Here is a 22,147-nt window from a genome sequence, read left to right on the forward strand (position 1 = left end):
ACACGGATACTCTAATATGTTGCATATACAACTGTTGTATATGCAACTGTTTCGCGCCTGGGCGCTGGTGTGCCGCGAACGGTGGGGATGCTTGCCCGGCCGCGGATACGTGGGTGCTGATGCGGGATTGGGGTTCAGCCGCCGGTGAACGAGGTGCGCGCGTGTTGTTTCCGCACGTTACGCATCCGTTGATCGGTGTTTATACGTCGGGAAATGCCGGGCCGAGACTGGACCGGGCGATGAAGGTGGTGCGGCTGTATGAATATGCTTCGGCCAGCTGTCTGCCGTTGAGTATGTCCAGCAGCTTCGAGGCCGCAAGGCGCGCGTCGTCGAGTGCATCCTGATGGAAGGTTGCCAGGCCCACCAGTTCGGAGGCCGCATTATCATCGAATCCGATGACCGAGATGTCCCGCGGCACCTGGATGCCGCGTTGTTGCAGTGCCGCGATCAGTGTGATGGCGAAGTCGTCGGTCTCTACGAAGAGCACGGTGGGCCGGGTCTGGGCGGACAGTATCTGTGCGCACAAAGAGGCGACGCCCTGGGCATCGGCGCGGTTGTTCTCGCTGCGGAAACGCTGAACGTTCCGCGGATCGTAGCCTGCGGCGCCCAACGCCAGTTCGAAGGTGGGGATGCGTTCGGTAAAGCTGTATCGCCTGAATGACCCTGGTTGGGGGAATTCGACGAGGCCGACCTGCGGGTGCCCGAGATCGCGTATGTGCTCGGCGGCGTCCCGCATGGATGCGGTGTTATCGAGGAGCACCGCGGCGTCGTAGCCTTCGGTGTCCTGCGAGTCAAGGCCGACGATGGGGATGTTGGCATCCGCCAACTGGGAGGATTGCTCGGGGCTGAGCAGAATCGAGGCGATGATGATGCCGTCGGTGTTCTTGTTCTCTGAGATGCTGCGGAAATAGCTGTCCATCTGTTCCGGGGTGTGCAAGACGATGGGAAAGAGATCGTATCCGCTTCCTGCGATGGTCGTATACAGACCTTCAAATGACGTGGAGGTGAACCAGGTGTTGAAGCGGTCGACGAAGAGCGCACTGATACGGAAGGATTTGCGGGAAGCCAGCGCGGAAGCGCTTTTCGACAGCACGAAATGCTCACGTTCGGCTATGGCCTGGATGCGTAGCCGGGTGGCCTCGCTGATGCGTTCATCGTTGTGCAGGGCGCGGGAAACCGTCGAAAGTGATACGGAAGCCATTTCGGCTATATCCTTCAACAACATTCTTCTCTGTCCCGCCTGGAATCTCCTGCTTACTGCTGCAATTGTACTGTGAAGGGCCATCGGCCGCCCGCTATCCCATCGGCGGGACGTGGGGAGCGAAGTTCAGTGACTATTTATTGCTAGCGCTTGCATAAATGTTGTGCAAGCGCTAGCATAACGATTGTTGTTCCAGAAACTATCAATGACGATTGGAAGAAAGTCAGAGCTGACTATGAGTGCAGATTCATTGAACCTCAAAGTATCCCAGGATGACACAACGGCCGTGAGTGGCGTATTCGAACCCGATGCGCAGGAATCCGACGCGCTGAAGGACGCGCTCTGGTGGAAACAGGCTTCGGTCTATCAGATCTACCCGAGGTCATTCAGCGACAGCACCGGATCGGGTTTGGGTGATATCAAGGGCATCACCTCAAGAATGGACTATCTGAGCGATCTGGGCATCGACGCAATCTGGCTCAGCCCTTTCTACCCCTCCCATCTGCTCGATGGCGGATACGATGTGGACGATTACCGGAATGTGGACAGCCGTCTGGGCACGATGGATGATTTCAGTGAGATGGTCGAGGCCGCGCACTCCCGCGATATCAAGGTCGTGGTGGACATCGTGCCGAACCATACCTCCAGCCATCATCCGTGGTTCCAGCAGGCCCTTAATTCGGAACCGGGTTCCGCGGCGAGAGAACGGTATATCTTCCGCGAGGGGCGGGGCGAGCATGGCGAGTTGCCGCCGACGAACTGGATCGCCAACTTCGGCGGTCCCGCCTGGAAGCGTGTGGCCGACGGCCAATGGTATCTGCATCTCTTCACGCCCGATCAGCCCGATCTCAACTGGGATAACAGGGAGGTGCGTGATGACTTCCTCAAGACGCTGCGGTTCTGGTGTGACCGTGGTGTGGACGGTTTCCGCGTGGATGTCGCACACGGTTTGGCCAAGGACCTGGACCGGGACGACCTTGACCAGTGGGATGTTGACGTATTCAAGCCCATTCCCTCCGATGGCTCGCACCCGACCTATGACCGCGATGAGGTGCATGAGATCTACCGTGAATGGAGGAAGCTGTTCAACCAGTACAATCCTCCGCGTTTCGCGGTTGCGGAGGCCTGGGTGAACCCTGACAGGCAGCATCTGTACGCCAGCCCCAAAGAGCTCGGACAGGTATTCAACTTCGAATTCGCGAAGAAGAACTGGATCCGCGACGAGATGCACGAGGCCATTGCCGAAGGCATCGCATCGGCGAAGCAGTCCGGCTCGACCTCGACATGGGTGATGAGTAACCACGATGTGCCGCGCAATGCCAGCAGATACGCCTTGCCCCAGGTTTCCGTACCGGGGCATCAGCATCAGCTCGCTTTGGATTGGCTGCTGCGTGATGGCAAGACCTATGTCGAGGATCGCGCGCTCGGCACCAAACGTGCCAGGGCCGCCATTCTGCTGGAACTTGCACTCCCCGGTTCCGCATACATCTATCAGGGTGAGGAGCTGGGCCTGTTCGAAGTGGCCGATATCCCCTGGGACCGGCTCGAAGACCCGACTGCCTTGCGCACCGCCCGTTCCGGTATGAGCAAAGGCCGTGATGGGTGCCGTGTGCCCCTGCCTTGGGTCGCGGCGGATGCCGGTGTTCGTGATGGTGGGAGTGCTTTCGCACAGACGGGGTCCTTCGGTTTTTCGCCTGAACGTGCGCAGGACGGGAAGACCCCGGCCCGGCCGCATCTCCCTCAGCCCTTGTGGTTCCGTGATTTCGCCGTTGACCGAGAGCGGGCGGACCGTAACTCGATGCTCAACCTGTATTGTCAGGCGCTCGCCTTACGCCATGAGTTGAAGCTGTATGACACCGAGCTCGAATGGTTGGAGCAGGATGCGGAATCCGGAAGCAAAGACGGAGCGGACGGCAATGCGGGCGGTGTGATCGCCTATCGTCGCAGCAACGGCTGGGCGAATCTGACGAACTTCGGTGCCACGCCAGCCGCCCTGCCTGAGGGCGATGTGCTGCTGTGCTCGGGAGAGCTGACTGCGGACGGCATGCTGCCGCAGGACACCAGCGTGTGGATGCGTTTGCGGTAACGGGCGGTGAGGAACATCACCATGAGTACACAGGTCAGGACCGCGGCGTCGAAACGCCCCACATCCCTCAGCACAAGTGCCTTCTGGCGCTTCATGATTGGTTTCTTCGTCTTCAATACCTTGATCTATGCGGGTTTCACGATGGTGACCGGCATATTGATGCCTCAGAAGCTCAAGGATCTCGGTATTGCGGATTACAGTTCAGCCCTCGGCACCATCAGTGCGGTCGGGGCCGTGCTCTCCATGTTCATCAACGTATTCCTGGGTGCCCTTTCCGACCGGACGCGAACCCGATTCGGCAAACGTTCCCCCTGGATAGTCGTCGGTGCTCTGCTGACGGGTCTAGGTTTCTTCATCATCAGCCTGCCTGCGACCTGGGTGGGCGTCGGTATTGCCTACTGTGTGTCTCTGATAGGCCTCAATATGATGGTGGCCCCTATCACTGCGGTGCTTTCCGATCGCATCCCGGAATCCCGTCGCGCCACGATTTCCGCGGCCTTCGGTGGCGGAGCCGTGGTCGGGCAGGCCATCGGCAATCTGGTTGCCGCGGCTTTCATCATGCATGTGCTTCTCGGTTTCGGCGTGGCATCCGTGCTGCTGATCCTTTCCGGCATACTGGCGGTTACCGTATTCCCGCGTGAGGGAAGCAACCGTGACGATCCTCGTGAACAGGGAAGCCTGTGGCAGGTCCTTCGTTGGTCCTTCACCCCGCCCATACGGGGTGCCGGTGATTTCTGGAAGGCCTTCGTATGCAGGACCGGTCTGATCATCGCCTATCAGATGGTGACCTCCTACCAGCTGTACATCCTTCAGGATTACATCGGTGAATCCCGTCAGACATCGGCGACCGCGATTTCGGTGATGTCGATTATCACGATGATCGTCTCCCTGGTAGCGACCTTCTCATCAGGGCCTGTTACGGATAAAATCGGCCGGCGCAAGCCTTCGATCTTCATCGCAGGGGTGCTGTATGCGGTCGGTATCGCGATGCCGTGGCTGATGCCATCCCGGATGGGCATGTTCCTCTTCGCGGGTATCTCGGGTTTCGGTTACGGCATGTACATGGCGGTCGATCAGGCCATCAACGTTGATGTGCTCCCGGATGAGAAAACAGCGGGCAAGGATCTGGGCTTCCTGAACATCGCCACATGCGCCGGGCAGGCCATCGGATCTTCGGTGACTTCAAGCGTCGTCGCGGTGACGGGTGGTTATTTCTGGGTGTTCCCGGTGGCGATACTGATGACTGTTGTTTCGGTGGTATCCGCACTGTCGATCCGGCGCATGCGCTGATAGGGGTCCGGATATGCAATCAGGCCGGCGTAGGGGGCGCCGGCCTGAACTGTTGAGGAAGAGAGAAGAAGGATTCAATTATGGTTATCGGGAAGTCTGCAGAAGGGGAATCTGCTTCCTGGCCTCGGTAGCTGGCGGGCTGACCATCGGTGATATGCAAGTACGTCTGGTCGGACCGTCAACTGCTTTCGACACTGTTTAGTAAAGCCGCCCTATCTGAGGGAGTCGTTGGATTTGGATAAAAACGGTGCAGGAGTTCGCTGGGAGTCTCCTGTGAGAGGGGAGGCCAACACCAGTCGTGAGGCCACCACGCCAAGACAGGTGGCCAATCCAAGCGGTCCGAGTGCGGTGATGGGAAGATGGCTGATTTCCATCAGCATCATCAAGGCCATAAGCGGTGCCTGCTGCGAGGCGGAGAGCATGGCGACCGCGCCGACAATCGCACACTGCCAGATGGGGATACCGGGAAGCATCAGACTCCATAGTGCGCCGAGTGCAGCGCCCACGCTGGCGCCGACGGCGATGGACGGGGTCAGGGTCCCGCCGGATGCGCCGGCTCGTATGGTGAGTATGGTGAGCACGGCTTTGGCGAGGCCGAAAGCCAGAAGGAAAAGGATGGCAGGGGTGATCGGGGAGTCCATCGAGACCTGGGCCAGTGCCCTGCCGTTGCCCATCACCTGAGGTGCCCAGATCGCCACGAGACCTGTGGCACCGGCGATCAGGGGCAGCTGCCAGAGGATATGGATTGTGGTGCTTTTTCGTCGTTCCGCCCATGAGGTCGCTTTGGCGAACAGGCCTCCGATGATCCCCGTGATGGGTGCCGCCACGACCGCGAATGCCAGGAGTTTCGGAGTGAAGCCCTCGGTGCCGACGGCATAATATGGATCGGTGCCTCGGATCAGACCGCCGAGCGTCGCGGCGATTACGGACATCGAGAAGCTCACGGCCACGGTCGTCGCATTGATGCGTTTGAGCAGTATCTCCAGGCAGAACAGCGCGCCGGTGAGCGGGGAGAGATAGATCCCGGCGAATCCCGCTCCCGCGGCGGCGGCGACCAGCAGTTGGCGATCCTCCGTGCTGACGCGGGCGTATCTGCTGATCCGGAGCCAGACCCCCGCAAGCATCGCGCCCGCCTCGCGCGGCGCGACCTCCCTGCCGATTGACCCGCCGGTGCCGACGAAGAATATCTGCGTGCACACGTGGACGATGGTCTGCCAGACCGGCATGCTCTCGCCTTTGACCGCTTTGCCGACTGTGGGAACTTTGGCGGTCCGGTTGCGCAGCAGCCACCAGATCACCGCGGCGATGCAGCCTCCGATCAGGACGGATAACGCCCGTCGAATCCAAGGGGTGTCAAAAGGTCCGGGAAGCAGGGGGCTCTCATTGAAATCGAGGAACAGGGATTCCACCGCCTCGAGCAGCAATGCCAGCAATCCGGAGGAGAATCCTGCGGCAAGGCCGAGGATAACCGTCGATACCAGCAGGAATGCGGGCCGGCGCCATCGGGACGGTACCCGTTCCTGAACCCCTGACGTTTCTGGATGCACGCCCTCAATCTAGCCGATGGTGTGCACACCGTGAAGACCACTTGCGTGGATCCGGGCCTTGTGTTCTGATAATGGTTAGGCAAATAGAACTAATTGTCATGACGGGATTCCCGTGGCGAGCCGATGCGTCAGCAATCATCGAAGAAGAATACGAAGGAGCGGATATGGACCTCATCGCATGCGTGGAGCAGGTGTATTTCAGCATGGTGACCAACGAGCTGCAACGCATGAGAAGCAACGGTTTGTACCGAGGAGTCTCATATAACGGGCTGCTCTATATGGATCTGATCCGGCATATGCCGGATGCGACCGTCAGCAGCATCGCGCAGACTCTGGGCGTGGCAAAGTCCTCGGTGTCCCAGCGAATCAGCGAGTTGGAGAGCAAAGGGCTGGTGGTCAGGCATAAGGATGAGCATGACGCGCGCATCAGCCATGTCGGGATTGCACCCGATGCGATCGATGATGTCAGCGCGATCGACACTTCGATCCGCGAGGCCGTGCAGAGCCTCAGCAAGGAATACAACGAGAAGGAGATCCTTATCGGATGCGCGATGCTGAGCAGCGTCGCCAAGGCGCTCGACGCGCAGACAACATCCCTCGGGCAGAAGCAGGGAGGTCGGGTATGATCGCCGGCACCAGGACGCGTAACCCGGAATCGAATGCCCTGCTGCTGGGCACCTTCGTCAACGCGGGCATGGGGTTGGCGGGGCTCGCGGTATATCTGATCACCGATATCCAGGCGCTGCTGCTGGACGCCGCCTTCACGATCATCTCGGTGGTGTCGGGAATCGTCTCGATCCTGGTGTCCAGAACCAGTTCGCGACGCAGCGCAAGGTACCCTTACGGCAGATTCGCCCTTGAATCCTTGTATATGCTTGCCAAATCGGCTTTGATCATTGCCCTGATGGGACTCACCCTGTGGAAGGTCAGTGTCAAGGCCTATGCGTACCTGCGTTCCGGCACCGGAGAGGCGATGAACGTCGGTCCGGTCATCATCTATGAAATCGTGATGGTCAGCTGCGGCTTCTGCCTGTACGCCTTCTTCCGCTTCCGCAACCGTCAGATGAACAACACCAGTTCACTGCTTCGGGTGGAGTCGACCAATGCGCGCATCGACGCATTGATGTCAGGTGGCATCGGTGTGGCCGCAATCGTGGTTTCGCAGATACCTCACGACTCACCGTTCTCCTTCCTGCTCTACACGGGCGACTTCTTCATCACCGCGATCCTGACGGTGTTCACCATCAAGGATCCCGTGGTGATGTGCGTGCAGGCATGGTCTGAGCTGTCCAACGGAACACTGAAATCAGGCAATACCAGCCAGAGGATTCGTGAGATCGTGCAGAAGCTGTCCCCCGAAGGTGCCATCGGAAATGAATGCATGGTATTCCGGCAGGGCAAAGGGCTCAGGGTGGCGATTCCGGTTGAGGAGCATGCCACGGTGCATGCGGCTCATTGGGCGCAGGCGGCGACCTCGATCAGCAAAGCCCTGAACAGGCGTTACGGGCACGCTCAGGTTGAATATGTGATCGCCGGTCAAGCCGAATAGGGCCGCAACACGGGTGCATATAGAGCACTGCGGCCCCCGGAGAACCGGGGGCCGCAGTGCTCTATATGCTGTCGTCAGCGCGTTCAGTTATTCGATTTGCTGACGAAGAAGGAGACTACGGCCACGACGATGACCGCACCGATGATCGAAGGGATCAGTGCCATTCCCGCAAGCTGGGGTCCCCAGGATCCGAACAGCGCCTGACCCACGGCCGATCCGACCAGGCCTGCGATGATATTGCTGATCCAGCCCATCGACTTGCCCTTGCTGGTGATGGCTCCGGCGATGATGCCGATGATCGCGCCGACGATAAGCGTCCATATCCAATACATGATGATTCCCCTTCCAACGGTTTCACTCTTCGCTTCCCGATGATAGAGAGAAAAGCCGCGGAGGGAGTCCGGTTCCTCTTCTAGCGTGTGGCCGCATGCTGCCCGGGCTATGCGTGGATGAGCCCCTTCAATTCAGGGTGCTCGGCGTAAATTTCCTGTAGTTCGGATGCGCTTGGTCGAACAGGGTGGTCCCTGTCCTCCTTGACGATGCAGATGAATCCCAAGGGTCCGTCATCCGTGGCGATGAACTGATGCCATTCGTTCGAGTCCACGAACACCAGATCCCCCTCGCTCACATGCTGGCTGCGGTATCCCACCACCGCCGTGCCGCTTCCCCTGTAGATGATGACCTGATGGGTGTGACGATGATGCTCGAATGTGCTCCATCCGCCAGAGGCCACCTCGAAGTATCGAACCTGGTTGTTCTGCCCCGCATTGGAATCGAAGAGGATTCTCCGCGTGATCGACTTGAACGCCGAACCGTAACCCGATTCCTTGTATATCAGTTGGTCCACATCCTGCCAGGCCCCGGGTTGCGTACGCTTGCGAAATGGGGTCAGCTCCTTCACCACGTGGCTCGGTGTGTGATAGCTGTCCTGTGTCTGTTCCTGAGTTTCGGCTGCCTGTGTCATACCCCACATCATGCATACCTCGGCGATGGGATACAACGCGGAAGGCCGCATGTCGTTATACCAATAATCTATCGGCGGTCATAAATCCCCATTCCCCCAATACGGGCCCTGCGCCGTTCATCTGACCGGATGCCTATAGTCAACGGCAACATACGGGTACTTCGGCCCTCATCCCGACAGCACGGTGTGCGTGGTTCTGAAGTCAGAGAAGAATTGGGGAGAGATTGGATAAGCAAACATTCGATTTTGCGACTCGTGCCGTCCACGCAGGGCTGATCCCGGACAAGGCCACTGGTGCGCGCGCGCTGCCGATCTATGAATCGGCGGCCTATGTCTTCGACAACTCCGATGATGCCGCAGCCCGCTTCGCCTTGAGGAAATACGGCGAAATCTATTCAAGGATCGTGAATCCGACGGTGGCGGCCCTGGAGGAACGTGTGGCGAGTCTGGAAGGCGGGCTCGGGGCGGTGGCAACCGCCAGTGGACTCTCGGCGCAGTTCATCACCTTCATCGCGCTGGCCTCGCAGGGGGACGAGGTGCTTGCATCCTCCGAGCTCTATGGTGGTTCGATCACTCAGCTGGACATCACCCTGCGCAGACTGGGCATCGACACCAAGTTCATCGACAGCGACGACCCGCAGGACTACGCGGCGGCGATCACCGAGAGAACACGATTCATATTCGTCGAAGCCGTGGCCAACCCATCTGGTCATATCGCCGATATCGAGGGTCTGGCCGCGGTCGCGCATGCGGCGGGAATACCGCTGGTGGTCGATTCGACCGTGGCGACACCCTACCTGCTGCGCCCCATCGAGCACGGTGCTGACATCGTTGTGCATTCGGCCACGAAGTTCCTCTCAGGGTCGGGAACCGTGCTTGGTGGTGTGGTGGTCGATTCGGGCACCTTCCACTGGGGTCAGGAGCGTTTTCCGGAGTTCTTCAAGCCCGTGGCGGCCTACAACAATCTCACATGGTCGGGCAATTTCAATGAATACTCCTTCCTGACGCGTCTGCGTGCCGAACAGCTGCGGGACGTCGGGCCCGCGCTGTCGGCGCATTCGGCTTTTCTGATCGCCCAGGGTATAGAAACCCTGCCGCTGCGTGTGCAAAGGCAGGTGGAGAACACCCGTGAGATCGCCGAGTGGCTGGAGCAACACCCCCAGGTCGAATCGGTGAACTGGGCCGGGCTGGAAACGCATGCACAGCATGATCGCGCCCTGAAATACTTCCCGAACGCAAATTCGGGTTCGGTCTTCTCCTTCACCATCAAAGGCGGGCGCGCCGCCGGGAAAATCTTCATCGATTCCCTCAATCTGCTGAGCCATGTCGCCAACATCGGTGATGTGAAGAGCCTGGCGATTCATCCGGCATCGACCACCCATGCCCAGTTGAGCGCTGAGCAGCTGCGCGAGGCCGGGATAGAAGAGGGCACGATACGTCTGAGCATAGGGATTGAAAGCGCGAAGGATCTGATCGCCGATATCGCCCAGGCGCTTGAAACGAGTACGCAGGGGGATGCCCCGCACTCCGTCGAACAACGATAGGGAAGGGATGGAAAGACCATGACCGAACAATCATTGCCTCTGGCCGCAGCAACACGGCAGATCTCGTTGAACGGGGCCTCCGGGCCCTCGGGGGTGGCCTGTACCGTCGCCACACCGGAATCGGAGCGACGCTGGCAGGGGCCGGATGCCGCCGAGCGTAACGGCATCCTGGAAAAGGCCCGCTCGATCGCGATTGTCGGAGCCTCCGCCAATCCCTCCAGAGCCAGCTATTTCGTGGCCACATATCTGCTCCAAAGCACCAATTACACGGTGTATTTCATCAATCCCAAGGAAAGCGAAATACTCGGTCACCCGGTGTACAAGGATCTCGCATCCCTGCCGGAAGTGCCGGATATCGTCGATGTGTTCCGCCGGAGCTCGGCCATCAAGTCGGTCGCCGATGACGCCGCGGCGGTCGGTGCGCCGGTGTTGTGGATCCAACTGGGGATCTGGGATGACGATGTGGCCGAGTACTCGGAATCGCTGGGTCTGGAAGTCGTTATGGACCGATGCATAAAAATCGAGCATGCACGTTTCCACCAGGGCCTGCATCTCTTCGGATTCAACACGGGTGTCATCTCCTCCAGAAGGGCGCGATAGACGGCACTAGGGGACGATAGCACGCTATAAAAGACTCATATATCAGGCGGCTTGTCACTCCTCCCGCAACTTCTTACAGTGAAGAAACGCTGAACCCGAATACAACGGGAACTTGATTTTCCATACATCCGTCGGAGCAGCGCATGAGGTTCGGATGTTCGATACAGCGATTTCTTGAGAGAGCTTGAAACAGGTTGGGGGAGACAGACATGACGGATTCATCGACGCCTACGGTTAACGGGGTCCCGGGCGGTCCACAGGGTGTGGGGCAGCCAGATGGGAAGCAACCCGGTGGGAAGAAGGGCGCAGGCCGCGTTATCGCCACGGTGGTGGCGGTGCTGGTGGTGCTGGCGATTGTGGCAGGAGTGGGCTGGTTCGTGAAGAACCGTCAATCCACCGCATCGGCCGAAGGCACGACCGGGGCGGCCAAACCCGTGATCGCGGTTTCGGCCAGAACCACCGACTCCGATTATTACGTGCAATGGCTCAACGGGGTGAAAAAGGAAGCCGCGAGAATCGGCGCGACCTTGAAGATCTATGATGCCAACGGCGACGACAGTCAGCAGATCCTCGACATCGAATCCGCGACGGCACTTAAACCGGCGGCGATCCTGGTCGATCACGGTCTGGAGGGAATCGAGCCGAATGTGAAGAAGGCTCTTGATGCGGGAATCCCGGTTGTGGGCTTCGATTCGGTCATCAGCGACAGTAGGGCGATCTCCGTATCCCAGTCGGACGAGAAGCTGTCGAAATTGGCCACCGATCGTCTGGTCAAGGACACCGACGGCAAGGCGACGGTCATCTACGCCTATGTGGCGGGCTTCGCACCACTGGATGCGCGTAACAAGGTGTGGGAGAGCGTCAAGAAGGCGAATCCCGGCATCAAACAGGTCGCGCAGGTAGGCGTCGTCAATGATTCCACGGCGCAGCAGACCGCGGAGCAGGTCAAGGCCTCCTTGCAGGCCCACCCGGATACGACGGTGGTGTTCGCCCCCTATGACGAATTCGCGAAGGGTGCCACGCAGGCGGTCGAGGAACTTGGACTCACCGGCAAGGTCAAGGTGTATGGCGTGGATATCTCCGATGCCGATATAGCGGTGCTGGGTAAGACCGATAGCCCGTGGGTGCTGACCGCGACGACCGATCCGTCCAATGTGGGGGCCGTCGCCATTCGCACGGCATTCCGGGCGGGTGAAGGCAAGCAGACCACCAAGGATGTGTTGGTGCCTCCCGCCTTGGTAACAGCCGAAGAGATCCGTAAGAACAAGATCAGCAGTGTGTCCCAGTTGGTGAAGTACTTCCCGAGTCTGGTGACGGACGATATCTCTCCCGTCGCCGAAGCGAAGTAAGGACGGCGCATACAGCATATGTCGGATGCATTGCATGGGGGGACGGGCGTCGGAAGCGTCCGGAAGGTGGAGACTCCCGCTCCGGACGGCACACCCGGCACCGGGCATGAGGTGCTGAGAGTCGAAGGCATCGTGAAGCATTTCGGTGCCACGAAGGCGCTTCGCGGCGTTGATTTCACGCTGAACAGCGGTGAGATCCTGGCGCTCGTGGGTGCCAATGGCGCGGGGAAGTCGACGCTGACCTCGATACTCTCGGGAATCGTCGAAGCCAGCGAAGGGCGCCTCGTCGTCGAAGGCAGGGAGGTCAGGCTCACCTCGATTCTCGATGCCTCGCAGGCCGGTATCGAAACGATCGTCCAATCCTTCGATGAGGCGCTGTTCCCGGGGCAGACCGTGGGCGACAATCTTGCGTTCCCCATGTTGGTGCAGCACAAGCTCGGTGCCTTCCCCGGTCCCCAGGCCATCAGACGGGCGGCGGCCGAAGTCGCCAAAGGGGTGATCGACATCCCGCTCAATACGGCGATGAGGGAACTCGATGCCTCCGAAAGGCAGCGGGTGCTTATCGCGCGTGCGCTGTTCACGCGCCCGAAAATACTCATACTCGATGAGCCCACGGCCTCCTTGGATATCGGGGAGAGCAGAAGGCTGCATGAGCGTATCCGGGCACTCGCCGATTCGGGCACCGCGATCATCTACATCTCCCATCACATGAAGGAAGTGGCGGATATCTGCGACAGGGCCGTGGTCCTGCGGGATGGCGCGAAGGTGGGGGAATACCGTGCGCCCCTGGACATCGCCCAGATCATCCGGGCGATGCTGGGCAAAAGCGTCGAGGTGACCCAGGACGGCACACATGGTCCCGCGGCGCAGGATGGCGGACGGGCCCAGGGCCAGCCCGAAGCGGATGGAGACATCGTGCTGAAGCTGAGGGACTTCCGCATATTCACGGACGGCGAATCGGTCAACCTCGATCTGCGTGAGGGGGAGACCCTGGGAATCACGGGCTTGATCGGCGCCGGGAAGACCGAACTGCTCTCGCAGATCGTCGGAGCTTCGCCCCTGATCGGCGGGACGATCACATGGCGGAATGAATCCTTCAATCCACGCGATACCGGCGAGGCGATCGCCGCGGGAATCGGATATGTACCCGAAAACCGCCAGAGTGACGCGGAGATACCCCTGTGGTCGGTCGAGGACAATCTGGTGTTTCCGGATCTGAAACGCTACCGTTCCCGTTCCGGCTTCATCAATCCTTCGGCGATACGTCGGAGCAGTGAAGCCATCATCGCGCGGATGGGTATCGTGGGCTCCTCGGATGCCCGTATCGAATCGCTCTCAGGCGGCAATCGCCAGAAGGTCATGATCGGGAGGTGGTTCGCCGCCGGGTCGAAGCTTCTGGTCATGGATGAGCCCTTCAGAGGCGTCGATATCGGTGCCAGATCAGACATAGCGACGCAACTGCGGGCTGCGGGGACGGCGATCGTCGCATCCAGCGACCCCGATGAAATCCTCCAGGTGGCCGACCGCATCATCGTGCTGTCACATGGAGCGATCGTTGCCGAAACCAGCGCCGTCGGCATGACGAGTGGTGAACTTTCCGAACTTATAGCGACAGGAGCTTGAAGCACCATGGCAGATATCAGAACCGTCATCTATAAATATGGTCTTCTGGCTTTATTCGCGTTGATCATCGTGTTCTTCTTCACGGCCTTGCCGGCGTTCGGCACATTGCAGAATCTGTATGTGATTCTCCAATCGGTCGCCGTCACTGCGATCGTTGCCCTTGGAGTCACGGTCTCGATGACCGTCGGTGGTTTCGACCTGGCTGTCGGCTCCACGGTTTCGCTCTCGGTCATGGTCGTTGCGGCCGCGCAGATCTATCACGGCCTCGGCATCGTCTGGGCTGTGGTGCTCGGCCTCGCCGCCGGGCTTTTGGTCGGATTCACCAGCGGGGCGCTTATCGTCTATGCAAGGATCCCCGACATGCTGGCCACCTTGGGGTCGATGTTCGTGTATTCGGGATTGTCGCTGATCCTGACGGCAGGAAAATCGGTTTCCACCGGGAACGGATACAACGGTCAGGCCGCCAAGGGAAACTGGGATCCCAAGTTGCTGTGGATCGGCACCGGAACGGTTTTCAGCATCCCCTTCTCCATCATCCTGGCCGTTGTGGCCACAATCGTCGTGGTGCTCTTCCTCGGCAGGACGCGCACGGGTCGCATTCTCGAAGCGGTCGGCAACAACCCGAGGGCCGCGCGTCTGGCCGGCGTGCGTACCGGGCGATACCGGATTCTGGCCTACATGATCTCAGGCCTGCTCTCAGCACTGGGGGGCATCGTTCTGGTGGCGCGCGTCGGCAGGGGTGACATCAACGTGGGCAGCAGCTATCTGCTTGAGGCGGTCGCCGCGACGCTGATCGGATACGCGGTCCTTGGCGCCAACCGTCCGAATCCGCTCGGCACTGCTGTCGGCGCCTTATTCGTGGGTGTGGTGGTCAATGGCCTGACGATGTTCAACGTGCCGTATTTCACGCAGGATTTCATCAAAGGCGCTCTGCTGGTGGTGGCGCTGATAGTCAGTTTCTCGAAGATATTCAATACGAGACAGCAGGAGGATTAGACGATGTCGACGCAGTTGCTGAATGAAGAAACGGTTCTTGATTACATATCCGGGCGTGACGATCTGAATGCGGTTGTCGATGTGCGCAAGGCCACGGTCCGTGAAGTCGGTGACGGCAACCTCAATCTGCTCTTCCTCGTGCAGGACGGCACGCATGGTCTGGCGATCAAACAGACCCTGCCCTATGTGCGTTCCGACCATTCATGGAAGGTGACGGAGGACAGCATCTTCGCGGAGGCGCGCGGACTGGATGCGGCATCACGCTACGCCGGCGCCTACGCGCCTGAATACTACGGCCTCGATGCCGAGCGGCGTCTGATCGTGGAGGAGGATCTGTCGGATTGGCAGGTCTGGCGACCGGCTCTCAGCGCGGGGAAGATCACGCCTCTGGCGGCCCGTGACACCGGCCGTTTCGTGGCCGAGCTGGCGTATCACACCTCATACTTCGGCCAAAGCGAGCAGGATGTGCAGCGGGCCGCTGCCCAGGCGGCCAATCCTGAATTGGAGCAGATCACCGAAGACCTGATCTTCACCGAGCCCTACTACGAGCATGTGCATAACTCCTGGGACGCCAACGTCGACGACGCGGTATCCGCCTTGCGTAACGACGAGGTGAGAACACAGGTCGCAAAATTGAAATATGAATTCCTGACCAATGGCGAAGCGCTGATCCACGGTGATCTGCATACCAATTCCATATTCGTAAGAGATGATGGGCGGGATGCTGCGCAGACCCCCGATGAAGGCGCGCATGTCAAAATATTCGACTACGAATTCGGTTTCTATGGCCCGGTCGCATTCGATATCGGCATCCTGTGGGGGAATTTCCTGATCGCCCAGGCACGTGAATTCGCCACGCTACCAGCCGATCGTCGGCATGCGGGAGCGGAGGGCGAGTTTCTCGAATGGCTGTTGTCCTTATACGAGGAGTCATGGAGGGGCTTCGAGGGCGAGTTCCGACGTCTGGCAACGCACACCAGCAACAGGATCTTCACCGAGGATTTCGTCAATCAGTGGATTGCCCGCACCCTGCGTCATGCCGTGGGCTTCGCCGGAGCTGAGGGCGTGCGTCGCACCATCGGCTGGGCGAAGGTGAGTGATATCGAGACCCTCGAAGGTGAGGAGAAGGACAGGGCCGTGCGCATCGTGCTGGCCGCCTCGCGAAGGCTTCTTGAAGGCTTCGAACACATCGTGTCCTCATCGGATGTCGCCGCCATCGTGCGGGAAACGGCTGCGAGTATCCAGGTGCGAAGCAGCGATGGAGCGCTGTCTGACGGCCCGGGCATTCCCGGAAGCGGCAAGAGTCCGCAAGCACGCCCTTCGGAAGCATTGAGGTCGCTGCGCTGGGTCGATACCGATCAAGGCGGTGCATTGCGCATCATCGATCAGCGGCGTCTGCCCGCATCGCTTGAGTACAGGAATCTGACCACGGTTGATGAGGTCATAGAATCCATCCGCACCCTGGCTGTTCGCGGTGCGAATTCGATAGGCGCCGCGGGTGCCTTCGCATACGGTTTCGCGGTGCGCGACGGCATAGCCGCGGATGAGGCCTTCGACAAGGTGGTGGGCGCTCGCCCCACGGCCGTGACACTCAGACATGGCGTGCAATTGGCTGCTGAGCGTTATGAGAAGAATGGGGATTGGCGTGATGCCTTACGGGCCGGAGACGATATCATCGCCGCCGATGCCGATGAATGCAGACGCATCGGCGAAATCGGATCCCGTGAGCTCGCCGATGCCACCAATATCCTCACACATTGCAATACGGGCATCCTGGCGACTGCAGGTATCGGCACGGCACTCGGGGTGATCTACACCAAACATGCCAAAGGGCAGAAGGTGCACGCGTATTCGACCGAAACGCGTCCCCTCCGTCAGGGTCTGCGATTGACGGCCTGGGAGTTGGGCCGCAACGGTGTGGCCGTGACCGCTCTGGTGGACGGGGCCGGTCCTGCCGCACTGCACCAGGGGATTATCGATGCCGTCATCGTCGGTGCCGACCGGATAGCGGTCAATGGCGATACCGCCAATAAAATCGGCACATACAGCCTGGCGGTGGCCGCCAAGGAGAATGGAATCCCGTTCTACATCGCGGCGCCATTGTCCGCGATCGACCGAAACGCCGCTTCCGCAGAGGACATCCCGGTTGAGTTTCGTTCGGGCGAAGAGGTGCTTGATGCGCCCGGTGTGAATCAGAACCTGGACACATGGAATCCCGCCTTCGACGTCACCCCGGCGAAGCTGATCTCCGGAATCATCACGCCCGAAGGTGTGCTCCGACCGCCTTTCGTGGATTCAATCGCCAAGGTCCTGGCGCCCGGGACGGCGCGTTCGGGCGATGGCGATCGCGCTTAGCGGCGCATCGCACAGTGATGTATGTGGATAGTCGTGTTCCTGTCTGCAGTGGACAGGAAGGAAAGGTGAAGGGATGATGTCATCATCAGCAAGCATCGAGGTCGAATACGAGATCCTCGGTGATGTCCGGGAGGCGCGGCAGCGAGCCGAATCGATCGCTGTTGAGCAGAGTCATGAGTTTCCCCGGGAATACGCACCCGCGAAAGCGGATCGTTCGCTTGGACGCCTCAGCAGTCTGGAGAATATCGATGACAACCGCGCCAGGGCGGTTATCTCATATCCGGAGGATCTCACCGCATTCGAATTCCCCCAGCTGCTGGTGGTGCTGCTGGGCAATGCCTCGCTGCTGCCAGGTGTGCGCCTGACGGATATCCGCATCAGCGATGCCTTCGCGCAGGGGATCGGGGGAGGGCCGAAACTGGGTATCGATGGAATCAGAAGAGTCCTCGGGGTGCCGAGCAGGCCGTTATTGGCGACGGCGCTCAAGCCGGTGGGTCTCGATACCGAGGACATCGCCAAGGATGCCTATGATTGCGCATTCGGTGGTGTGGATGTCATCAAGGACGATCAGGGACTCGGCAACCAACGATGGTCGCCCTTCGCGCAACGGGTCCCGGCCGTGTCGCAGGCCATACGCGAGGCCAATGAACGCAGCGGGGGGCATAGTGTGTACCTGCCCTGCTTCAACCCGCCGATCGGTCATATCCAGGAGCATGTGGATATCCTGCTGCGCAACCATGTGGGTGGATGTCTCGCGGTTCCTGGGATCACCGGATTCGATGTCATCGGATACCTTCGCGACAATACGCCTGAGGATTTCATCATCTACGCGCATCCCGCCTTCCTCGGCGGGTGGACGGCTTCGCCGGACCATGGCATTCGTGAAGACCTGCTTTTCGGCCATCTCCTGCGCCTGGCCGGTGCGGACTCCGTGATCTTCCCGAGCTTCGGAGGCCGTTTCACTTTCAGCAAGGAACAGTGCGGTCTGATCGCGCGCAAGGCACGGGACACTTTCGCCGGTCTCAACCGGTCCCTGCCTTCGCCTGGCGGCGGCATGTCCGTGGAGCGTATCCCGGAGCTTGTCGATTTCTATGGCAATGACACGATGTTCCTCATCGGCGGTGCGCTTCATGCATCCGGGAGTCTGGCAGAGGGGGCCAGGAAGTTCCGCGAAGCGGCTGAACGCTTCTCATGATGAAAGGCTCGGCTTGGGATTCATACCTGCCGAATCCCAAGCCGAGCCATCCGATTGCCTGATGCGGTGCTTCTCAGGCCGCGAGCCCGTTATTCGCGAACTGGCTGTTATAGAGGTCTGCGTAGAAGCCGCCCTTACCGAGCAAGGCCGTATGCGTACCGCGTTCGACGATGTCCCCGTCCCGCATCACCAGAATCATATCCGCATTCTTGATGGTGGAAAGACGGTGCGCGATCACGAAGCTGGTGCGGCCCACGGTCAGGGCGTCCATCGCCTGCTGGATCAGCTCCTCGGTTCGGGTGTCCACAGAGCTGGTGGCTTCATCGAGTATCAGAATGGGGGCATCCTTGACCATCGCCCGTGCGATGGTGACCAACTGCCGCTGACCTTGTGAAAGCGTGGTCTTGTCGTCAAGCATCGTGTCATAGCCCTTGGGGAGGGTGCGGATGAAATGGTCCAGACCCACCGCCTTGCAGGCTTCGATGACCTGTTCGTCACTCACCCCCGTTCTGGCGTAGGCGATGTTCTCACGTATCGTTCCACGGAAGATCCAGGTGTCCTGAAGGACCATCGAGAACTGGTCATGAACATTCCACCGGGGGACGCTCGTCGTGGATATCCCGTCGATGCGGATATCCCCTGAAGTGACGTCATAGAAACGCATGAGCAGGTTCACCATCGTGGTCTTGCCCGCACCTGTCGGTCCGACGATGGCTATCTTCTGGCCGGCGCTGACCTTGGCGCTGAAATCGTGGATGATGGCTTTCTCAGGGGAATACCCGAAGCTGACATGGTCGAATTCGACATCGCCGTTGAGCTGCTTACTGGTGCCGTCCGCATGCTCCCCGAGCAGGGCCTGCTTCTCGCTTTCGTCGGGCATCTCCTCCTCGTCAAGGAAGTCGAACACTCGTTCCGAAGCGGCGGCTGTGCGCTGCAGGTTCTGGAAGGCCTGCGCGAATTGGCTCAAGGGTTGGGTGAACAGTCGCACGTACATCATGAAAGCCACGATCACGCCGAAGGTGATGGAACCGTTGATGACCAGGGCCGCACCGACCACACAGACCACGACGTAGCCAAGATTGCCGACGAAGTTCATCAGAGGCATCATCAGCCCGGAAAGGAATTGCGACTTCCATCCCGATTCGTAGAGGTCCTGGTTGTACTCCTCGAATTGCCTGATGGAGGATTCCTCGCCGTTGTAGGACTTGACGATGACGTGACCGGCATACTTCTCCTCGACATGCCCGTTCACATCGCCAAGGGCCACCTGTTGGCGGACGAAGTAGCTCTGCGAATACTTCATCACCACAAGCATGAGCACGATGCCGATGAGGCTCGACCCTATTGCCGAGAGCGTCATGATGACGTTGTTCGCGAACATCATGATCAATGAGCCCACGAAAAGCGTGATCGAGGTGATCAATGCGCCGATGCTTTGTCCGAGTGTCTGACCGATGGTGTCGACATCGTTGGTGATGCGGCTGAGCACATCGCCATAGCTCACGCGATCGAAATACCGCAGAGGCAGCTTGTTGATTTTCTTGGAGATGGCATCACGCATCTTCCTGGCGGTTTCCTGCGTGATGTTCGCCATGATCCAGCTTTGCAGGTATGTGAGTACCGCATAACCGACGTAGAGGGCCACCAGGGTGAAGGCGATGCGTTCCACCTGGGTGAAATCAATCGATCCGGCGACCGGCTTGCCCTTCACCAAGGCAGGCAGGCCTTTCATGACGAGATTGGTGATGTCCTTGAGTTTGTCCGGTCCGATGATCTGGAAAATCGTGCCGACGGCACCCAGCACCAGTGCGATGACGACCGCAGGGATGTAGCTGCGGGTGAAATGAAGCAGTTTACCCAATACATCCTTGAAATTCTGAGGCTTCTCCACAGGTCCGCCCGCACCCGGTCCGCGGCCGGGGCCATGCCCGCCCTGACGTGGCATGCGGCTTCGTGACTGCGCATTCGCGTTCGTATCAGTCATCGATCCTCCGATCCTCTTGTTGGCATGCTGTATGCCATATGTGCTCCCTTAAGCCGTGTTCGTACACCGTGTGCGATCGCATCCTCATGCAGTCAGCTCCTTCTCGCTCAGCTGGCTCTCCGCGATCTGCCTATACACTTCGCAGCTTTTCAGCAGTTCCTGATGGGTGCCGAGTCCAACGACCTTCCCTTCATCGAGCACCATGATCTGGTCCGCATTCATGATGGTGCCGATGCGTTGGGCCACGATCAGCATCGTGCTTCCCGCGGTCTCCTTCGCCAGCGCATCGCGTACCTCCCGGTCGGTTTTGAAATCCAGTGCCGAGAAGGAGTCGTCGAAGACCAGGATCTCCGGTTTGCTCCAGACCGCTCGTGCGATCGAGAGACGCTGCTTCTGCCCGCCCGAAAGGTTTGAGCCGCCTTGTGCGATCGGCGCATCGTATGACTCGGGCAGGCCTTCGATGAATTCCGTGGCCTGGGCGACGGATGACGCATGCTTGACGTCCTCGAGTGTCTGCTCGGTGGATGCCGCATTGATGGCTTTGTCCCCATACGCCACATTCGATGTCACGGTTCCTCTGAACATCACCGACTGCTGAGGGACGTAGCCGATCTTGCCACGCAGCGATTTGAGCCGGTAGTCACGGATGTTCACGCCGTCGACCAGAATCTCGCCGGAACTCGGGTCGTAGAAGCGCATCAGCAGATTCACCAGTGTGGTTTTACCCGATCCGGTTGAACCGATGAAGGCCATGGTCTGCCCTTTGGATACGGTGAAATTGACGTTCTCCAACACCTTGTCCTGAGCGTCGGGGTAGGCGAAGCTCACATCGCGGAACTCCACGAGACCGCTTTGCCCATCCAATCCTTCGCTGCGTGTGCCATCGATGATGCTCGGCTTGGTGTCCAGCACTTCAAGGATGCGCTGGGCGGACACATCGGCGCGCGGCAGCAGCACGAAGACCATGCTCATCAGCAGGAAGGCCATGATGACCTGCACGGAATAGCTGGAGAAGACCACCATATTGGAGAAGACGGTGAGTTTGTCCCCCATGGCCGCCGATTCGATCAGGTAGGCGCCTATCCAATAGACGGCAAGCATCAGCCCGTTCATCACGGTGTTCATCAGCGGCATGAGCAGGGCCATCGAGCGTGTGGTGAAGAGTTGGGTGTCGGTCAGGTCGTCGTTCGCCTGTTCGAATTTGCGCTCCTGATAGTCCTCGGCGTTGTAGGCGCGCACCACCCGAACCCCGACGAGGTTCTCGCGTGCGACGAGGTTGATGTTGTCGGTCAGCTTCTGCATGCTGCGGAATTTGGGGATGACCAGCACCATCAGTACGCCGATGGTGACCATCAGCACGGCGACCGCGACACCGGTGGCCAGAGTCCACTCGAAACCTTTGCCCGCGATTTTCAGTACCGCCCACACGGCCATGATCGGCGCCCTGACGAGCATCATCAGACCCATCGTGATGAACATCTGGATCTGTGTGATGTCATTGGTCGAACGTGTGATCAGGCTCGGCGTGGAGAACTTGTTGAGTTCGGCGGTCGAGAAGGATTCCACCTTCGCGAATTGCATGGAGCGGATTCGTTGGGTGAAGGATGCCGCCACCCGGGCGACGATGAAACCGGTGATGACGGTGCAGACCACCGAGCCGAGGGACACCATGAGCATTTTGCCGCCGGCGCTCCAGACGGATGAGATCTGCGTGCCGGGCTGCTCCACCATCTGGGTGATGTCCGACATATAGTCGGGAAGCTTCAGGTCAAACCAGACCTGAGCAACGATGAATACCAGCGCGAGAACGAGCTGGCCTATCTCTGACTTGGAGAGATATTTACATATACGGATCACGGATTGT

Annotated in this window: 17 protein-coding genes; 11 read left to right on the forward strand and 6 right to left on the reverse strand. The window is 59.5% G+C overall.

All coding sequences use genetic code 11. From position 1 onward, the window contains the following. Positions 1-199: 199 nt before the first annotated feature. Positions 200-1,285 carry a substrate-binding domain-containing protein gene (locus BPSY_RS03250; protein WP_081884196.1) on the reverse strand — a complete coding sequence of 362 codons (1,086 nt, stop codon included), beginning with the start codon at positions 1,283-1,285 and terminating at the stop codon, positions 200-202. Positions 1,286-1,436: 151 nt separating this feature from the next. On the opposite strand from BPSY_RS03250, the gene BPSY_RS03255 reads away from it, so the two are divergent. Continuing rightward, complete coding sequence (locus BPSY_RS03255) at positions 1,437-3,287, forward strand: glycoside hydrolase family 13 protein (protein WP_238556789.1); 1,851 nt, start codon at positions 1,437-1,439, stop codon at positions 3,285-3,287. Positions 3,288-3,308: 21 nt separating this feature from the next. Next, a complete protein-coding gene (locus BPSY_RS03260; RefSeq protein ID WP_033497722.1) occupies positions 3,309-4,577 on the forward strand; it encodes an MFS transporter in 1,269 nt (422 codons plus the stop codon). A 212-nt stretch (positions 4,578-4,789) separates the two neighbouring features. On the opposite strand, the gene BPSY_RS03265 is transcribed toward BPSY_RS03260, so the two are convergent. After that, on the reverse strand, positions 4,790-6,124 hold the full coding sequence (locus BPSY_RS03265; RefSeq protein WP_081884198.1) for a chloride channel protein: 1,335 nt from the start codon (positions 6,122-6,124) through the stop codon (positions 4,790-4,792). A gap of 164 nt (positions 6,125-6,288) precedes the next feature. On the opposite strand from BPSY_RS03265, the gene BPSY_RS10960 reads away from it, so the two are divergent. Both BPSY_RS10960 and BPSY_RS03275 read left to right on the forward strand, forming a co-directional pair. Further along, the gene (locus BPSY_RS10960) at positions 6,289-6,750 is read left to right on the forward strand and encodes a MarR family winged helix-turn-helix transcriptional regulator (protein WP_157809776.1); all 462 of its coding nucleotides are present in this window, start codon (positions 6,289-6,291) and stop codon (positions 6,748-6,750) included. After that, positions 6,747-7,673 carry a cation transporter gene (locus tag BPSY_RS03275; protein ID WP_051921593.1) on the forward strand — a complete coding sequence of 309 codons (927 nt, stop codon included), beginning with the start codon at positions 6,747-6,749 and terminating at the stop codon, positions 7,671-7,673. The genes BPSY_RS10960 and BPSY_RS03275 overlap by 4 nt, the downstream gene beginning before the upstream one ends. An 83-nt stretch (positions 7,674-7,756) precedes the next feature. On the opposite strand, the gene BPSY_RS03280 is transcribed toward BPSY_RS03275, so the two are convergent. Further along, the gene (locus BPSY_RS03280; protein WP_033497724.1) at positions 7,757-8,005 is read right to left on the reverse strand and encodes a GlsB/YeaQ/YmgE family stress response membrane protein; all 249 of its coding nucleotides are present in this window, start codon (positions 8,003-8,005) and stop codon (positions 7,757-7,759) included. 107 nt (positions 8,006-8,112) lie between these two features. Further along, the gene (locus BPSY_RS03285) at positions 8,113-8,637 is read right to left on the reverse strand and encodes a cupin domain-containing protein (protein WP_051921595.1); all 525 of its coding nucleotides are present in this window, start codon (positions 8,635-8,637) and stop codon (positions 8,113-8,115) included. A gap of 224 nt (positions 8,638-8,861) precedes the next feature. Between BPSY_RS03285 and BPSY_RS03290 the strand changes: the two genes are divergently transcribed. From BPSY_RS03290 to BPSY_RS03320, 7 genes are all read left to right on the forward strand, one after another. After that, positions 8,862-10,181: an O-acetylhomoserine aminocarboxypropyltransferase/cysteine synthase family protein gene (locus BPSY_RS03290; protein WP_033497726.1), complete on the forward strand. Its 1,320-nt coding sequence runs from the start codon at positions 8,862-8,864 to the stop codon at positions 10,179-10,181. Positions 10,182-10,199: 18 nt separating this feature from the next. After that, positions 10,200-10,781 (forward strand): CoA-binding protein, encoded by a 582-nt coding sequence (locus tag BPSY_RS03295; protein WP_081884201.1) that lies wholly within the window; start codon positions 10,200-10,202, stop codon positions 10,779-10,781. A gap of 209 nt (positions 10,782-10,990) precedes the next feature. Next, a complete protein-coding gene (locus BPSY_RS03300; RefSeq protein ID WP_051921597.1) occupies positions 10,991-12,130 on the forward strand; it encodes a substrate-binding domain-containing protein in 1,140 nt (379 codons plus the stop codon). An 18-nt stretch (positions 12,131-12,148) separates the two neighbouring features. Then, positions 12,149-13,753 carry a sugar ABC transporter ATP-binding protein gene (locus tag BPSY_RS03305; RefSeq protein WP_051921599.1) on the forward strand — a complete coding sequence of 535 codons (1,605 nt, stop codon included), beginning with the start codon at positions 12,149-12,151 and terminating at the stop codon, positions 13,751-13,753. A gap of 6 nt (positions 13,754-13,759) precedes the next feature. Then, positions 13,760-14,749, forward strand: a complete 990-nt coding sequence (locus BPSY_RS03310) for an ABC transporter permease (RefSeq protein ID WP_051921600.1) — start codon at positions 13,760-13,762, stop codon at positions 14,747-14,749. A 3-nt stretch (positions 14,750-14,752) separates the two neighbouring features. Beyond that, positions 14,753-17,104, forward strand: a complete 2,352-nt coding sequence (gene mtnA, locus BPSY_RS10965) for an S-methyl-5-thioribose-1-phosphate isomerase (protein WP_051921602.1) — start codon at positions 14,753-14,755, stop codon at positions 17,102-17,104. Positions 17,105-17,177: 73 nt separating this feature from the next. Continuing rightward, on the forward strand, positions 17,178-18,299 hold the full coding sequence (locus BPSY_RS03320) for a RuBisCO large subunit C-terminal-like domain-containing protein (protein ID WP_033497728.1): 1,122 nt from the start codon (positions 17,178-17,180) through the stop codon (positions 18,297-18,299). Positions 18,300-18,372: 73 nt separating this feature from the next. Here BPSY_RS03320 and BPSY_RS03325 read toward each other — a convergent pair whose 3' ends face one another. Beyond that, complete coding sequence (locus BPSY_RS03325; RefSeq protein WP_033497343.1) at positions 18,373-20,244, reverse strand: ABC transporter ATP-binding protein; 1,872 nt, start codon at positions 20,242-20,244, stop codon at positions 18,373-18,375. Positions 20,245-20,367: 123 nt separating this feature from the next. Beyond that, complete coding sequence (locus tag BPSY_RS03330; protein WP_033497280.1) at positions 20,368-22,140, reverse strand: ABC transporter ATP-binding protein; 1,773 nt, start codon at positions 22,138-22,140, stop codon at positions 20,368-20,370. Positions 22,141-22,147: the final 7 nt, after the last annotated feature.

Source organism: Bifidobacterium psychraerophilum (assembly GCF_000741705.1).
In the GTDB taxonomy this organism is placed as follows: Bacteria; Actinomycetota; Actinomycetes; order Actinomycetales; family Bifidobacteriaceae; genus Bombiscardovia; species Bombiscardovia psychraerophila.

What these genes read in the sequence shown, in the direction of transcription:
- BPSY_RS03250 (WP_081884196.1), bottom strand. Translation starts at nt 1,285, where the DNA reads ATGGCCCTTCACAGTACAATTGCAGCAGTAAGCAGGAGATTCCAGGCG.
- BPSY_RS03255 (WP_238556789.1), top strand. Translation starts at nt 1,437, where the DNA reads ATGAGTGCAGATTCATTGAACCTCAAAGTATCCCAGGATGACACAACG.
- BPSY_RS03260 (WP_033497722.1), top strand. Translation starts at nt 3,309, where the DNA reads ATGAGTACACAGGTCAGGACCGCGGCGTCGAAACGCCCCACATCCCTC.
- BPSY_RS10960 (WP_157809776.1), top strand. Translation starts at nt 6,289, where the DNA reads ATGGACCTCATCGCATGCGTGGAGCAGGTGTATTTCAGCATGGTGACC.
- BPSY_RS03275 (WP_051921593.1), top strand. Translation starts at nt 6,747, where the DNA reads ATGATCGCCGGCACCAGGACGCGTAACCCGGAATCGAATGCCCTGCTG.
- BPSY_RS03280 (WP_033497724.1), bottom strand. Translation starts at nt 8,005, where the DNA reads ATGTATTGGATATGGACGCTTATCGTCGGCGCGATCATCGGCATCATC.
- BPSY_RS03285 (WP_051921595.1), bottom strand. Translation starts at nt 8,637, where the DNA reads ATGACACAGGCAGCCGAAACTCAGGAACAGACACAGGACAGCTATCAC.
- BPSY_RS03295 (WP_081884201.1), top strand. Translation starts at nt 10,200, where the DNA reads ATGACCGAACAATCATTGCCTCTGGCCGCAGCAACACGGCAGATCTCG.
- BPSY_RS03300 (WP_051921597.1), top strand. Translation starts at nt 10,991, where the DNA reads ATGACGGATTCATCGACGCCTACGGTTAACGGGGTCCCGGGCGGTCCA.
- BPSY_RS03305 (WP_051921599.1), top strand. Translation starts at nt 12,149, where the DNA reads ATGTCGGATGCATTGCATGGGGGGACGGGCGTCGGAAGCGTCCGGAAG.
- BPSY_RS03310 (WP_051921600.1), top strand. Translation starts at nt 13,760, where the DNA reads ATGGCAGATATCAGAACCGTCATCTATAAATATGGTCTTCTGGCTTTA.
- mtnA (WP_051921602.1), top strand. Translation starts at nt 14,753, where the DNA reads ATGTCGACGCAGTTGCTGAATGAAGAAACGGTTCTTGATTACATATCC.
- BPSY_RS03320 (WP_033497728.1), top strand. Translation starts at nt 17,178, where the DNA reads ATGATGTCATCATCAGCAAGCATCGAGGTCGAATACGAGATCCTCGGT.
- BPSY_RS03325 (WP_033497343.1), bottom strand. Translation starts at nt 20,244, where the DNA reads ATGCCACGTCAGGGCGGGCATGGCCCCGGCCGCGGACCGGGTGCGGGC.